Here is a 14,507-nt window from a genome sequence, read left to right as displayed (position 1 = left end):
TTATGTTTCATCTGTTGCGCGGTGTTTTGCTAATCAGTGTGCTTTTCGTATTCAGTAGTGGTGTGTTATTGGCAGCAGAGCCGCGCACCTTGCAGGTGTTCGGTCGCTCGGACTGCAAGGAGCTGCAAGTCGATCTGGCCAATGAAGACTGGAGTTGGCTGCGGCAAAAGCGCAGCCTGATATTGGGTTCTGCGCTTCCGGATTTCCCGCCTTATGTCATGACCGCCAGCGGTACGCGCTATGAGGGGATTGCCGCCGATATCGCGTGCATTATCGGTCAGGCACTGCATGTTGAGATTACCGTCAAGGCTTACCCTGACCGGCGTGACGCCATGGCCGCACTTGAGCGCGGTGACATTGACATGTTGGGCAGTTCCAACAGTTTCGAATTGATCGATGGCCTCGTCACGCTCAGCAAACCTTATGTCGAAGACGTGCCGGCGATGTTCATGCGCGGCGATGATCGACGACCGATGCCGGCCAATCTGGCCGGTTTGCGCATTGCGGTTGCCGACGATTACCTGCCTTCCAGTCAATTACACGCGTTATATCCCAACGCCGAATTCGTGCTTTTTCCATCGAACGAGTTGGCACTGGCTGCGCTGGCTTTTGGCAAGGTCGACCTGTTTCTCGGCGATACGGTGTCGAGCAATTACCTGATCAACCTCAACTACTTCAACTATGTGCGGCTGCACTCTTTCGTCAAAACCCAAACCAGCGGTTTCAGCTTTGCCTTGCGCCGGGGCAACGACCAATTGCTGCGTCTGATCGATTCGACCCTCGAGTCGCTGGGTGATGCGAAGATTGCCGAAATTACCAAGCGCTGGTCGGGCGGCGGCGGGGCGCTGACGCCCAAACGCATTGACCTGACACCCGGCGAAGCACGTTGGCTTGAGCTGCATCCGGTCGCGCGGTTCGTGATCAATGACGATCAGGCACCGTTTGCATTCTTTGATGGTGACGGCAACTTTGGCGGGATCGGCGCTGATCTGCTCGAGCTCATCCAGCGGCGTACCGGCTTGCAGATCAATGTCGAGCGCACCGACAGCTTTTCCAGTCTGAGCACGCGTCTGCTGGATGGCAGCGCGGATATTTCTCTGCTGACACCAACGGTCTCGCGGGAAGTCGGCATGCGTTTCACTCATCCGTTCCTTGCCAGCCCTTTTGTGATCGTCACCACCAAGGACGCAGGCGCGCCTTCAAGCCTGCAGGAGCTGCGCGGCAAGCGCGTCGCAGTGCCCGAAAGTTCGGCTGAGCGTGAGCTGCTCAAGGACTACCCCGACATCGAGATCGTTGATAACGAAACAGTTCTGGGCGCCTTGGCTGACGTGAAGGACGGTCGAGCGGACGCGATGATTACCACGTTGCACAGTGCGCGCTACTACATCGCCCACATCTACAGCGACAGCTTGCGTATCTCCAACATCGTCGGCATGAACAAAGGCTTCCTCGCTTTCGCCGCGCGGCGTGCCGATACCGAACTGGTCAGCATTCTGAACAAGGCGCTGCTGAGCATTCCGCCGGATGAGCTGGACGTAATCCTCAACAGGTGGCGTCCCATTGCAGCGTTTTCGGGGTTGTCGTGGCGCGATTACAAGGCGCTGATCTACCAGATCAGCGCTGGCGCGTTCCTGATTATCCTGGGATCGCTGGCGTGGAATTTCTATATTCGCCGGCAGATCCGCGAACGCAGCCGGGCAGAGCGCTTGCTGGGCGATCAGTTGAAGTTCATGGGCGCGTTGATCAACGGCACGCCGCATCCCATCTACGTACGTGATCGTGAAGGTCGGCTTGTCACCTGCAATAATAATTATCTGCAAACATTTGGCCTGCTGGAAAAGGACGTGATCGGCAAGACCGTGCTCGAAAGCGGCAAGCGCAATCGCCAGGAGGCGTTGCAATTTCACGACGACTACCTGCGCGTCATCGAGCAGGACGAACCTTACGAGGTGGATCGCACGCTGCATGTCGGTGATACGCGGCTGATCATTTACCACTGGATCCAGCCGTATCACGACACGGCGGGTGAAGTCAGAGGCGTGATCTGCGGCTGGATCGATATCAGCGAACGCCGTGAACTGATCGAGGAGTTGCGTTCGGCGAAAGAGCTGGCTGACGAGTCGAGCCGCGCCAAAACCACGTTCCTGGCGACCATGAGCCACGAAATCCGTACGCCGATGAGCGCCGTGATCGGCATGCTCGAACTTACCCTCAAGCGTGCCGAGCAAGGTCACTTCGATCGGCCGGCGATTGAAGTGGCATACGACTCGGCAAAAGGTCTGCTGGAACTGATCGGCGATATCCTCGATGTGGTACGCATCGAATCGGGCCATGTCAGCCTTTCGCCGAAACGTGCCAACCTGCGCGAATTGGTCGAATCCGTGGCGCGGGTGTTCGACGGCTTGGCCAGGCAGAAGAGTCTGGTGCTGAAGCTCGACATCGACGCCACTGTCGGCTGTGACGTATTGGTTGATCCGATGCGCTTCCAGCAGGTGCTCTCGAACCTGGTGGGCAACGCGATCAAGTTTACCGACACCGGTCATGTCAGCGTCTCGATTCGCGGCCAACGTCTCGCTGACGAACGCTTACAGGTCGACCTCAAGGTCGAGGACACCGGCATCGGCATTTCCAGCGCCGATCTGCAGAATCTGTTCCAGCCGTTTTCCCAAGCCAACCATGGTCCCTCCAGCAGAGGCGGCACCGGTCTGGGACTGGCGATCTCCCGTTCATTGTGCGAATTGATGGGCGGGCGGCTGAACATTACCAGTACGCTTGGCAAAGGCACCTGCCTGGAAGTGTCGCTGTTCTTCAATATTCTCAGCCCGCTTGGCGGCAAAGTGCTGCCTGTTTCGGTTGTTCAGGACAAACCGGTACCGACACTCAGGATTCTCGTAGTCGATGACCAGAGCGCCAACCGCCTGCTGTTGACGCAGCAGCTGAGTTTCCTTGGCCAGGCGGTGCGTGATGCCGCCGACGGTGCCCAGGCATTGGCGCTGTGGCGCTCGGAGCCGTTCGACATTGTGATCACGGACTGCAACATGCCGGTCATGAACGGCTATGAGCTGGCCCGCACCATTCGCCAGGACGAACGCGAAAGTGGTGGATCGCCGTGCATCGTACTGGGCTTCACGGCCAACGCGCAGCCGGAAGAAAAAGTGAAATGCCGGGAGGCCGGGATGGATGATTGTCTGTTCAAACCGATCAGTCTCGGCACCTTGTCGATCATGCTTGCAGGCTGGGAAAAAACTGTTGAAACCCAGCCATTTGAAAGCCCGCCTGCGGCGACTATCAAGGAGCTGGGTTCGATTCGCGAGCGTCTTGACGAGCTCACCGGAGGCGATCTCGACATGATGAAAGAACTTCTGCGCGAGGCGCTGTCGAGTTGCGAAAAGGATCTGGAGGAGTTGCATTCGCTAATACCCGAAAGCGATCCCGGGCTGTTGGCTGACCTGGCGCACCGCATCAAGGGGGCGGCGCGCATTGTTGCCGAGCATCAGGTCATTGAGGCGTGTAACGAGCTTGAAGCCGAGTGCGAGGCGCCTGTTATCGATCCGCTGGACCTCAATCGCAGTGCATTGAAGCTGGAGCATGCACAGGCTGATCTGATCAAGAAAATCAAACGGATCGAGCTGTAAACGTATCGGCTCATGACCATCCGACTGGCCTTGCATTGAAGCTGACGTTAAAGATCATTTTGCAGCGGGCGATACCTTGGTTAATAACCATGGAGTTTCGCGATGATCATTCGACGTCCTTTATTGATTGCCTGCCTTTGCCTGCTCGGTTTTGACACCGTCAGCGCAGCCCAGTCTGCGCCGGTCAGCGGAGTGATTCGCTTCAGCGGTCGAATTGTCGAGGCAAGTTGCATTGCCAGTGGCGCCAGCCATTCTTCTGTCGAGTTGCTTGATTGCCCCCAGGCAAGCACCGGGCAGATTTTTACCGTGAACAACGTCAGTGCGGCAGGGCGAGGTGAGTCGCGCCAGCAGGTGTTTGTGAAGGTGATTGCCGATACTCATGAGCAGGACGATTATTACGACCAGCGCTTGCTGCTCACGGACAACAAGGGTCACCAGATAACGAGCGGTAATTACGTAGTGACGATGACGCTGCCTTGATGGCTTGGAAAGAATGAGCCTGCGCCCCTTGTTTCAAGGTTACTGACAAAGAGGGGCGTTAATAATGAGAATTGTCTGGTTCGCACAGAATCGTCCCGCGCTTCTGGCTTGTCGCGACTCCCCTGCGTTGCAAAATCCCTCCTTCAACACTTTCTGAGCCAGACCATGCGCCGATCGCGTGGGCTGTCGTCAAGGTGTGGCTTTTTATCATCTATCCCTGCGTTCATTTTTGAGACAAGTCTCATATCAGGCAGGTTGGCCCTTGGTTATTTTCTTGAAAGGAAGAATGGAGCTGCCAAAGGTGTCCGATGTTTCTTGAAAATAACCGCAGTCGATCCTTGCGGATCCTGATCGCCGACAGCGACGTGCGAAGAGGCCAGTCGATCGAACAGCAGTTCAATAAGCTGGGCTGTCTCAGCGTCTTGAACGTTTGCACTTATCGTGACCTGAAAATACTGACGTATTACTGCCCTCAACGGTTGAGCCTGGTCGTCGTCAATGCTGAGTTGCTCAGCGAAATGGCGATGGATCCGCTCGACTTTTTCGGGGAAAACCCGCTGATTCGTCATCTGCTGATTTTCAATCCTAACGATGATCACCAGTGGTCGAAGACCTTCTTCAACCCGCATCCGCAACGCTGGATGCGCCTGGTCTCGAAAATCAATCTGCCGCGACTGGCAGATTTTCTGATGCTGGCCGATCCGGCGCTCAAGGAAATTGCGGAGCCGGCCTCGACCAACTCCACACTCTCTCCGTGCGCCAACCGCTAGCTACCGCACCTTCCCGCGTTGATCCAGGTATGCGCCGAGGCGCTATACCGCAGCGCCGCTCTGCTGCCCACTCGTTTACCCCATTGTCTTGAATACACTCTAAGGTAAGGCATCATGCTGCTTCGTAAACTCAATCTCGCGCCGCGTTCGGCGCTGTGTTTCGGCTTGTTCTGTCTCATGATTATCGCGATCGGATTGATCGCTCTGCAGCAAGTCGACTTGCTCAACAAGGCAGAAACGTACGTCGAGACGACGATCGTGCCGAGTATCAAGCTGCTCGGCCAACTCGATCGAGAGTTCGTCGAAATCAAGGGCAACAACGCTCGCTTGCGCAATCCCATTGAAACGAGTGAGCGCAAAGCGCAGGCCCTGATTGACATCCAGCAGTCGCGTCAGATGATCAAAAATCATCAGCGTGCGCTCATTGACCTGCTGGCGACTGACGCCGGGCGCGAGGCGTTCGAGGAGTTTGCCAAAGCACAGAAGGTCAACGATCAGGCGCAGGATCAATACCTTGAAACAGTGGCGAACGGGCAGCTTGAAGCGGCCATTGCGCTGTCCAGGAATCAGATGCGTGCGGCGTCGGATGGCGTACAGGTCGCGCTCAAGAAATTGATTGCTCTCAACGAGATAGAAGCTTATGAGGCGGGCAAGCAGGCCGACAATGTCTATGAGCACACGCTGTTGATCGTCAGTGTGTTCATTCTTATCGCGATCGGTGCTTCGTTGGCCCTGGCCGTGTTGTATACCCGCAGCCTGACGGTACCCATTGCAGGCTCGCTAAGGGTGGCCGAATGCATCGCCGCCAATGATTTGAGCGAAACCATTGCGCTGGATGGCTCCGATGAGGCGGCGCAAATGCTGTCGTCATTGGCGGCGATGCAAACCAGTCTGCGAGATGCCTTGATCATGATCCGTGATTCGTCCACGCAGTTGGCCGAGACCTCGGAGGTCATGCACGGCGTCACTGAAGATATCTCGCGTATCACTCAACGTCAGAGCCATGAAATCGAAATGGCCGCCACCGCCGTCACTGAAATGAGTGCAGCGGTGGAGCAGGTTGCAGACAACGCCGCATCGACCTCGCAGCTGACGTCGGAATCAAGCGCGGCAGCCATTGCCGGTCGAAGTCAGGTCAGCGACACGGTAGCCGCAATCAACCTGATGGTGTCCAGCGTGCACAGCACCTCGGCTGAGGTGCAGGCGCTATCGACCATGGCGAGCGATATCAGCAGCGTGCTGGACGTTATCCGAGAGGTTGCCGAACAAACCAATCTGCTTGCCTTGAACGCAGCGATCGAAGCGGCGCGGGCGGGGGAGGCGGGTCGCGGTTTTGCCGTGGTTGCCGATGAGGTGAGAGGGCTGGCGCAGCGTACTCAGAAGTCGACCGAGGACATCGAGTCCATGGTCAGCTCCATTCAGTCGGGCACCAGCCGCGCAGTTTCCTCCATGAGCCACACCCGCGCTCAGGCCGAGAGAACGCTCGAAATGGCCAATATCGCCGGCGAAGTGCTGACCGACATCACTGGCTCGCTGAATCTCATCAACGAGCGAAACCTGCTGATGGCAACCGCTGCAGAAGAGCAGGCTCAGGTTGCGCGTGAAGTGGATCGCAGCCTGATCAGCATTCGCGACCTTTCGTGTGAAACCGCAGAGGGATCGAAACAGACCGCAGTCGCATCGGCGGAGCTGTCGCAATTGGCGGCGTCGCTGAACAAATTGACCAAGGAATTCAAACTTTAATCAGTAAACGTAAAGCCCTGGCTACCAGGGCTTTTTGATCAGCGCTCGATCGGCGCAGCAAAGTCTTGCGCATGGGGTGCAGAGTCAGTTTGTGCTGGCGATGCGGTTTGTGCTGTCAACTGCTCAATGCAGCTGGCGAGTTGTTTTTCATAGCTTTCAAGTACCGCTTCGGCTTCAGCTTCGCGCTCATCACGCAGGCGGAAGAAATCGTCGCGATTGAGTTGGTCCGCAACAAGTCGGATGTTTTGCTCGATGATCGCGCACAGTGAATCTTCATCCTCTAACGCCGCGCTGGTCAGGGCTGCCTGTCGATTGTTTTCGAGTTCGGTTTTTGCGTGCTCAGCGGCCTTCGCCTGTTCCTTTGCGCTAAGCAGGTCGGCTTCCAAAACCTGTTTCTGTTCCGCCAGGCGCTTCAGTTCTGCGCTCATCGACTGGATTGCATCGGCGCGCTGGGTGAGTTGGACCTCCTGTTGTTGCACCACAGCCTTCAGTGGAAACAGTTCATTGAGTTGGTAGCCGGCGACCACAGTCATGGCGATCAGTGCCAGCGCAAGAATGGTCAGGCAGTAGATGGCGGCGTTGCTCTGGGGTTTTGAGCTATTGAGGGTATCGAGGGCTCTCACGGAATCGTTTCTCCTATCAAGAGTAGACAGTGTAATAACCTCGATTCGCTGGGCCTTTAAGACGAGTCTTAAATTGTGCTCTATTTGCGTATGTCGATAACGGCTAACATTTGTTAACGAATTCGCAGAAGGCTTCTTGTTTAAACCGACTATCTAAAGTTTCTTGTGGGTCCATGAGAATTGTCTTGTTTGCGAATAAATAAACTTTTTGCTCAAGCTCCTTTTTTTCATTATCGTCTGCTGCCGCTTTGGTGGCGTTTACTGCTGATAGTTCACGCAATCGTCCGCCATTCAAATGTTTGCAAACACGGCGAGTTCAGAGAGATTGCTATGAAGTTTTCCCATGTTTTAATTGTCGGTTTTTTGTATTTACTGCCATTTAACGCAATGGCTGCAGTTTGCGAATTTTATCCCGACCATTCCAAGGGCAGTGTCAGGGTGGTTCTTCCAGCCACGATCTCGGTGCCTCGTGACACGCCCAACGGCACGGTTATCTATGAAAGCCCGATCGTGACCCTGGGCGCCATACCCAGCTCATTCAGGTGCTCTGCGGTACACAACGAAGGTGTACGCAATACTGTCGGCGTTACTCAGCCGGGCGCGGAGATTTTTCCTATCGGAAATACCGGAATCGGCTGGCAATGGGTCCGACCGCCATCGGGGAAAGCGTGGAAAGGCTTTCCAGGAACTACCGACACTGCTGGCGGTTGGGGTTGGAATGGTTCTGAGCACATCTTGCGTTTTGTAAAGACGGGAACTATTTCCGGCAGTGCGACGATACCCTCAGGCCAACTTGGGACCTTCGTCGCTGCAGAAATCGAGCCTCTGGCAATGAATACAAATGGAACGCGGATCGTCTCGCAGTCTTGTGAAACACCTGATGTGAAAGTGGATATGGGCAGCTACACCATGAGCGATTTTTTGCAGAACGGTGACTATGCCAAGGAGAAATATTTCTTTCTTGATATGAAAAACTGTCCTCCCGGAATCAATAACTTCAGGTACTCCTTTTCGCCCACTGCGGGCAGCCCTGCATGGAGCGCTGATACCGGCGTGGTACACCTCAACAGTAATTCCACTGCCAAAGGGCTGGCATTGCAAATGCGCTTCAGTGACAGGACGATACTCAAGCTGAACCAGAATTACATAATGAAAGCGCCAACATCGAGCGGCGGTAATGCATCCGTTTCCTTGCAAGCCCGCTTCGTGCGCATCGAGCCTTCCAATGCGCAAATGCGAGCGGGCGATGCCAATGCCGAAATTGCCTTTGTCGTCGAGTATCTATGAGCCCAACAGCCTCTTCACCTCAGCCACAATCACCGCAATATCAAACGGCTTGGGCACTACCACATCAAACAGATCGGAGCGCTGCATGCCGATGTGCGCTTGCGCGCCACTCATGAGAATGATCGGCAAGTGTTTGACGGACGGCTGGGCACGCACGGCTTCGGCGAATTCGAGGCCGTCCATGACTGGCATCATGAAGTCGGTAATAACCAGCGCCGGGCGTTCTCTTTCCAGCACCTCGAGCGCTTTCTTGCCGTTGCTCGCGGTCACGGTCATGAAGCCCTCATCCTCAAGCGCAAAGCCAAGAATGTCAGCAATCAGATACTCGTCGTCGACTACCAGAATGGTGGTCATGTTATTTCAACCCGCTTGAAGACTTACGAAATTGAACCAGGCAATGACTCAGCTGCGACTGAAGGTTCATTTTTCAAAGCCTTTTCCAGGAACACATCTTGATCGCGTACAACCACCTCGAACCGCGACGGGTTGTAGGAGCTATCGCGTACCTTAAGAATGGAAAGCGTCCTGCGAAGTTCAGCGTGATTTTCAAAGAAACGCATGAGGATCAGGTTGTCGACAATACTGGACAGGTCAGAGTTCGGTGCGCTGACCTCGGAGCCGAACAAATCGCGCATTTCCCAAGAGGCAAAGACCGTCACGCCTCTGGACCGCAGCTCATTCATCAGCGCGCTGAAAAAGTCGGTGATGCGTTCCGGAGTGGTTGAAACCCGAGTCATGCCGCTGAGGCTATCGATGAACAGGCGCTTGATGCCTTTTTCATCGACCAGGCTCAGCAGGCGTGCGCCGAGTCCGTCCAGCAAGCCTTCGGTAGTTGGCTGCCAGGCAATGCTCAGCGCACCGCCGTGTTCCATTTGTTCGATATCGATGCCCAGCGAACGGCCTTTCAGCCGCAGCCGCTGCGGGCTTTCATAGAAACCGAAATGCAGGCCAGGCGCTTCGGCCGTAGATTGCGCGAGAAACTTCAGACCCAGCGTGGTCTTGCCGATGCCGGAAGGCCCCATGACCAGCGTGACGCTGGAGCTGTGCAAGCCGCCACCGAAGATCTTGTCGAGCGACGCAATGCCGCTTGGGATGCGCGTCATGTCCGCGCTGTCAGGGGCGGAAGGGCGCTTGTAGAGACTTTCGAGGCGCGGGTAGACGACCAGGCCGTTATCGGTGATCTCGCACTCGTGAAGACCGGTCAACGCGCCGCTGCCGCGAGTCTTGCGCAAATGAATGCGGCGCACCGAACGGGTACCGAACAGCTCTTCACCCATTTCGATGACGCCGTCGACCATCGTGTGCTCGGGGCTGCCGTCGTCCAGGCGCGAGCTGGTCAGGAACAGCACGGTGCAACCGGCAAATGCGGCATGGCCTTGCAGTTCGGAAATGAATTTTTTCGTGTCGATCGGCGAGTCGGCTTTGGAGCGTGCATTAAGCAGGCCATCGACGACCATGACGGTCGCCTTCTGCCGAGTGATTTCACGTCGCAGCAGCTTCACGACTTCATCGAGGCCTTCGTTTTCCAGCGTATCGAATGCGCTGACAAACTGAATTTCCGCGCCGACTCGCGAAGCGTCGAAAAAACTCATGGTCGACAGGAACTGGAACAGGCGGTCGTGGGACTCGGCCAGCAACGTGGCGACCAGCACACGGCCGCCGTTGCGGGCATGGTGAAACCCTAGCTGGTTGGCAAGGATGGTCTTGCCGGAGCCCGGGCGCCCTTGAATGATGTATGAAGCGCCGGCGACAAAGCCCCCCTGAAGCAGCGCGTCGAGCCCTTCGATCCCGCTTTGAAGGCGTTTTAGCTTTTCCACAATGCGACCCTGATCTGAATAAACAGGCTTGTTCAGCCGAATTACTGAAATGCTAACGCCATTTCCGGTTGAGGGCCATAAAGGCTGGGGAAAAGTAGCGTTTTTGCAATGTGAACCTGGCACGTGACTGCTCGGGATCAGGGGGTAGTGACAAGCCCGGCACGGGAAGATTCGATTTTTCGAAACCCGGAAGCCGATTACATCCATAGGCGCTGCTGCGGACCATGAGGGTAACGCTTGCCACTTTGCTTTCATGAAATCGTCACAAAACTGCTGCAGAGTTCGGGAGCCCGTAATCACTAGGTGTCATTTAATGAAAAGTTTGATGAAGTCTGCTGCGCTCGCCATTGCGGTATCTCTTTGTGCCACCTCGGCCTCCTTTGCAGCAGAAAATGTTCGCCTGACGGGGTCCGGAGCAAGTTTCCCGGCGCCGATCTATCTGACCTGGTTCAAGGATTTCAGCAAGAAATCCGATGGCGTCACTGTCGATTACCAATCCAAGGGCAGTGGCGCGGGCGTACAGGACTTCTTGAACAAAACCGTGGATTTCGCTGCCAGTGACTCGGCAATGAAAGACGAAGATATCGCCAAGGTCGCCGAAGGCGTGCAGTTGCTGCCGATGACTGCCGGGGAAATCGTGCTGGCCTACAACCTGCCGGGCAATCCCAAGGGTCTGAAGCTGCCACGCGACGTCTATTCCAACATTTTCCTGGGCAAGATCACGCGCTGGAACGATCCGCAGATCGTCGCGGCCAACCCGGACCTGAAACTCTCCGATACGCCGATCACCGTTGTCGTGCGTGCAGATTCCAGCGGTACGACCGCGGTATTCACTAAGCACCTGGCAACCGTCAACGCCGAGTTCAAGCAGGCGTTGGGTGAGGGCAATACCGTCAACTGGCCGGCCAGTGACAAGTTCATCAAATCGCCAAAAAACGATGGCGTAACCGCTACCGTACGCCAGACCCCTGGTGCGATTGGTTACATCGAATATGGCTTCGCCAAGCTGGCCAAGGTCGACTTCGCGCAGTTGCAGAACAAGGCTGGCAATTACGTCGTGCCAAACGCCGAAAGCGGTGCCGAGGCCTTGGCGGCGGTGAAGATGCCGGAAAACCTGGTGGCCTGGCTGCCTGATCCGGACGGTGCCAAGTCCTATCCGATCACCTCTTATACCTGGATGATTTTCCGCAAGGACAATGGCAACCCGGCCAAGGCCAAGGCCATGCGTGAAATGGTCGAATACAGCCTGACCGAGGGGCAGAAGATTGCCGATTCGATGGGTTACATCCCGTTGCCGCAATCGGTCGTCGAACAGGTTCGCAAAGCGTCCGCCAACATTCAGTAACGCCGTGAGGTCTCTCTCGGCGTGTGCGTCTGCGCCACGCCGGGAGAGTTTTCCCCCTGTTCCGGACTTAGCCCATGAACAAACCTTTTGTCGTACCGGTTAATCCCGACTCTGCCTGCCAGCCACCCTCGACGAAGGATTTCCTGGTTGATCGCACCTTCCGCGCGCTGGCGCGCATCGGTGTGGTACTGATTCTGGCGCTGGTATTTGCACTGGTGTTCGAAGTCGGACGCAAGGCACTTCCCGGTATGGAGAAGCACGGCTTCGATGTGCTTCTGGGCAGCGTATGGGACGTCAACCAAGGCAAATACGGCATCCTGCCGGCCATCTGGGGCACGCTTTACAGCGCCTTCATCGCGTTGCTGATCGCCGGTGTCTTTGGCGTGAGCATGGCGATTTTCCTGACCCAGGATTTCCTGCCAACCAAGCTCGCTGCGCTGTTTCGCACCATCGTCGAACTGCTCGCGGCCATTCCCAGCGTGGTCTATGGCCTGTGGGGGATCTATGTGGTGATCCCGGCGATTCGGCCGCTGACGACCTGGTTGAACAGCGAACTGGGCTGGATACCTTTTTTCGGCACGTCCCTGAGCGGTCCGGGCCTGCTGCCCGCAGCGCTGGTGCTCGCGATCATGATTCTGCCGACCATTGCCGCCGTTTCGCAGGACGCGCTGACGGCTGTGCCGATGAAAACCAAACAGGCCGCGTACGGCATGGGCACTACCCATTGGGAAGCGATTCTCAAAGTGATGGTGCCTTCGGCCGCCACCGGCATTTTCGGCTCTCTGGTGCTGGGCCTGGGGCGCGCGTTGGGTGAAACGATGGCGCTGGCCATGCTGGTCGGCAATGCCAACAACATTTCCCTCTCGCTGTTTGCACCGGCCAACACGCTTGCCGCTCTGCTGGCGCTGAACTTCCCCGAAGCCGGACCGAACGAGATCGAGGTGTTGATGTATGCCGCGCTGGTGCTGATGTTGATTACGCTGATCGTGAACATTTTCGGCTCGATGATCATGATGTACGCCCAACGGGGTAACAAGTGATGACTGATTTGACCGCAGCAACAGACCTGACTGCGCCAACCGGTGCGATGCCCAGCTTGCAACGCAGGTTCGAAGGCCGCGCGCTGCGCAGCCTGATCCTGACCACCCTGGTCTGGGCAGGTGCTTTGCTGGCCAGCGTACCGCTGATTTCCGTGCTGTACATGCTGATCACCCGCGGTGGCGCGCGTCTGAACCTGGAAGTCTTCACCGAACTGCCGCCGACCGGCTTCGAGATGGGTGGCGGTTTCGGCAATGCGATGGCGGGTACCTTTGTGATGGTCGGTATCGCGGCAGCGATCGCGGTGCCGGTCGGGATCATGGCGGCCATTTTTCTGGCTGAGCTGGGGCCGGACAGCAAGCTGGGGAACGCCGCACGTTTTGCCGCCAAGATGCTTACGGGCCTGCCATCAATCCTGGCAGGTGTATTTGCCTACGCCTTGGTAGTGATGACCACCGGCACGTATTCGGCACCGGCAGGTGGCGTGGCGCTCGCCGTCCTGATGCTGCCTATCGTGGTGCTGACCGCAGAAGAATCGATGCGGATGGTGCCCAAGATCATGAAAGATGCTGCTTATGGCATGGGCTGCACTCGCTCGCAGGTCATCTGGAAGATCATCTTGCCGACCGGCATGCCGGCGATCCTGACTGGCGTGATGCTCGCCGTGGCGCGTGCCGCAGGCGAGACGGCCCCCTTGTTGTTTACCGCGCTGTTCAGCAACTACTGGATCTACCACCAGGGCAATCTCGATGTCATGAATCCGACTGCCTCATTGGCGGTGCTGATCTACAACTTCTCCGGCATGCCTTTCGATAACCAGCTCGAGCTCGCATGGGCGGCCTCGTTGGTGCTGGTGATGATCGTGCTGTTCGTGAACATCATCAGCCGGATCTTCGGCAAGCCCAAGTATTAAGAACGGGAGCATCTGATTTTGAACGTATCCACTGCGCAAATTGCCGCTCCTTTTGTCACCCAGGCGCCTGTAGTCATGGACTGCAAACTGGACAAGATTTTCTACGGCAACTTCATGGCAGTACGTGACAGCCACGTGCCCATCGAGAAAAACAAGATCACCGGATTCATCGGTCCCTCAGGCTGCGGCAAAAGCACCGTGCTGCGCAGCCTCAACCGGATGAACGATCTGGTGAAGGGCTTTCGTTTCGAGGGCCATGTGCATTTCCTCGGGCAGGACGTCTACGGCAAGGGCGTCGATCCGGTGGTCGTGCGCCGCTACATCGGCATGGTGTTTCAACAGCCTAACCCGTTCTCGATGAGCATCTTCGACAACGTCGCGTTTGGCCTTCGCCTCAATCGCTACAAAGGCGATATCGGTGACCGCGTCAAGCATGCGCTGCAAGGCGCCGCGCTGTGGGACGAAGTCAAGGACAAGCTCAAGGTCAGCGGCCTGTCGCTCTCCGGTGGCCAGCAACAACGCCTGTGTATCGCCCGGGCGATCGCCACTGAGCCGGAAGTCCTGCTGCTGGATGAGCCTTGTTCGGCACTGGACCCGATCGCCACCCGACGCGTTGAAGAATTGATGGTCGAGTTGAAGAAGGACTACACCATCGCACTGGTGACTCACAACATGCAGCAAGCCATCCGTGTTGCTGACACCACGGCGTTTTTCTCGGTGGATATTTCCCAGGGCACACGCACCGGTTATCTGGTCGAGATGGGCCCGACCGCGCAGATCTTCGACAACCCGCGTGAACAGATGACCGGCGATTACATCAGCGGCAAGTTCAGCTAAGTCACAGCACCGGTCACGG

Annotated in this window: 12 protein-coding genes; 9 read left to right on the top strand and 3 right to left on the bottom strand. The window is 56.6% G+C overall.

Annotated elements, in window-relative coordinates:
* Nucleotides 1-2: 2 nt before the first annotated feature.
* The 4 genes from AAEZ10_RS15510 to AAEZ10_RS15495 all read left to right on the top strand — a co-directional run bounded on the left by AAEZ10_RS15510 (nucleotide 3) and on the right by AAEZ10_RS15495 (nucleotide 6,628).
* Nucleotides 3-3,635: a transporter substrate-binding domain-containing protein gene (locus tag AAEZ10_RS15510; protein WP_130899377.1), complete on the top strand. Its 3,633-nt coding sequence runs from the start codon at nucleotides 3-5 to the stop codon at nucleotides 3,633-3,635.
* 102 nt (nucleotides 3,636-3,737) lie between these two features.
* Nucleotides 3,738-4,115 (top strand): fimbrial protein, encoded by a 378-nt coding sequence (locus AAEZ10_RS15505; protein ID WP_016774580.1) that lies wholly within the window; start codon nucleotides 3,738-3,740, stop codon nucleotides 4,113-4,115.
* 338 nt (nucleotides 4,116-4,453) lie between these two features.
* Entirely contained in the window at nucleotides 4,454-4,885 is a 432-nt protein-coding gene (locus tag AAEZ10_RS15500; protein ID WP_207872687.1) for a hypothetical protein, read from the top strand.
* A 114-nt stretch (nucleotides 4,886-4,999) separates the two neighbouring features.
* On the top strand, nucleotides 5,000-6,628 hold the full coding sequence (locus tag AAEZ10_RS15495) for a methyl-accepting chemotaxis protein (RefSeq protein WP_073474635.1): 1,629 nt from the start codon (nucleotides 5,000-5,002) through the stop codon (nucleotides 6,626-6,628).
* A gap of 38 nt (nucleotides 6,629-6,666) precedes the next feature.
* On the opposite strand, the gene AAEZ10_RS15490 is transcribed toward AAEZ10_RS15495, so the two are convergent.
* On the bottom strand, nucleotides 6,667-7,251 hold the full coding sequence (locus AAEZ10_RS15490) for a hypothetical protein (RefSeq protein ID WP_056785683.1): 585 nt from the start codon (nucleotides 7,249-7,251) through the stop codon (nucleotides 6,667-6,669).
* A gap of 330 nt (nucleotides 7,252-7,581) precedes the next feature.
* Between AAEZ10_RS15490 and AAEZ10_RS15485 the strand changes: the two genes are divergently transcribed.
* A complete protein-coding gene (locus AAEZ10_RS15485) occupies nucleotides 7,582-8,538 on the top strand; it encodes a fimbrial protein (protein ID WP_056785684.1) in 957 nt (318 codons plus the stop codon).
* Here AAEZ10_RS15485 and AAEZ10_RS15480 read toward each other — a convergent pair.
* Together AAEZ10_RS15480 and AAEZ10_RS15475 are read right to left on the bottom strand one after the other, a co-directional pair.
* Entirely contained in the window at nucleotides 8,533-8,892 is a 360-nt protein-coding gene (locus tag AAEZ10_RS15480) for a response regulator (protein WP_016774585.1), read from the bottom strand. The two genes, AAEZ10_RS15485 and AAEZ10_RS15480, sit on opposite strands and share 6 nt — an antisense overlap.
* Before the next feature lie 23 nt (nucleotides 8,893-8,915).
* Entirely contained in the window at nucleotides 8,916-10,355 is a 1,440-nt protein-coding gene (locus AAEZ10_RS15475; RefSeq protein WP_350570066.1) for an ATPase domain-containing protein, read from the bottom strand.
* A 313-nt stretch (nucleotides 10,356-10,668) separates the two neighbouring features.
* Between AAEZ10_RS15475 and pstS the strand changes: the two genes are divergently transcribed.
* From pstS to pstB, 4 genes are all read left to right on the top strand, one after another.
* The gene (pstS, locus tag AAEZ10_RS15470; protein WP_051600442.1) at nucleotides 10,669-11,700 is read left to right on the top strand and encodes a phosphate ABC transporter substrate-binding protein PstS; all 1,032 of its coding nucleotides are present in this window, start codon (nucleotides 10,669-10,671) and stop codon (nucleotides 11,698-11,700) included.
* 74 nt (nucleotides 11,701-11,774) lie between these two features.
* A complete protein-coding gene (gene pstC, locus AAEZ10_RS15465) occupies nucleotides 11,775-12,740 on the top strand; it encodes a phosphate ABC transporter permease subunit PstC (protein ID WP_024012838.1) in 966 nt (321 codons plus the stop codon).
* Nucleotides 12,740-13,651 carry a phosphate ABC transporter permease PstA gene (gene pstA / locus AAEZ10_RS15460; RefSeq protein ID WP_016774590.1) on the top strand — a complete coding sequence of 304 codons (912 nt, stop codon included), beginning with the start codon at nucleotides 12,740-12,742 and terminating at the stop codon, nucleotides 13,649-13,651. Before pstC ends, pstA begins: the two co-directional genes overlap by 1 nt.
* Nucleotides 13,652-13,726: 75 nt before the next feature.
* The gene (gene pstB / locus AAEZ10_RS15455) at nucleotides 13,727-14,488 is read left to right on the top strand and encodes a phosphate ABC transporter ATP-binding protein PstB (protein ID WP_016774591.1); all 762 of its coding nucleotides are present in this window, start codon (nucleotides 13,727-13,729) and stop codon (nucleotides 14,486-14,488) included.
* The last annotated feature ends 19 nt before the right edge of the window (nucleotides 14,489-14,507 follow it).

Source organism: Pseudomonas sp. H26/SER47-MNA-CIBAN-0231 (assembly GCF_040310465.1).
Lineage (GTDB): Bacteria > Pseudomonadota > Gammaproteobacteria > Pseudomonadales > Pseudomonadaceae > Aquipseudomonas > Aquipseudomonas atacamensis.
The sequence above is the reverse complement of the archived record's forward strand: the minus strand, read 5'-3'. Positions and strand labels throughout refer to the sequence as shown.

Excerpts from the sequence above, each read along its gene's own strand:
- AAEZ10_RS15510 (WP_130899377.1), top strand. The coding sequence starts at position 3 with ATGTTTCATCTGTTGCGCGGTGTTTTGCTAATCAGTGTGCTTTTCGTA.
- AAEZ10_RS15505 (WP_016774580.1), top strand. The coding sequence starts at position 3,738 with ATGATCATTCGACGTCCTTTATTGATTGCCTGCCTTTGCCTGCTCGGT.
- AAEZ10_RS15495 (WP_073474635.1), top strand. The coding sequence starts at position 5,000 with ATGCTGCTTCGTAAACTCAATCTCGCGCCGCGTTCGGCGCTGTGTTTC.
- AAEZ10_RS15485 (WP_056785684.1), top strand. The coding sequence starts at position 7,582 with ATGAAGTTTTCCCATGTTTTAATTGTCGGTTTTTTGTATTTACTGCCA.
- AAEZ10_RS15480 (WP_016774585.1), bottom strand. The coding sequence starts at position 8,892 with ATGACCACCATTCTGGTAGTCGACGACGAGTATCTGATTGCTGACATT.
- pstS (WP_051600442.1), top strand. The coding sequence starts at position 10,669 with ATGAAAAGTTTGATGAAGTCTGCTGCGCTCGCCATTGCGGTATCTCTT.
- pstC (WP_024012838.1), top strand. The coding sequence starts at position 11,775 with ATGAACAAACCTTTTGTCGTACCGGTTAATCCCGACTCTGCCTGCCAG.
- pstA (WP_016774590.1), top strand. The coding sequence starts at position 12,740 with ATGACTGATTTGACCGCAGCAACAGACCTGACTGCGCCAACCGGTGCG.
- pstB (WP_016774591.1), top strand. The coding sequence starts at position 13,727 with ATGGACTGCAAACTGGACAAGATTTTCTACGGCAACTTCATGGCAGTA.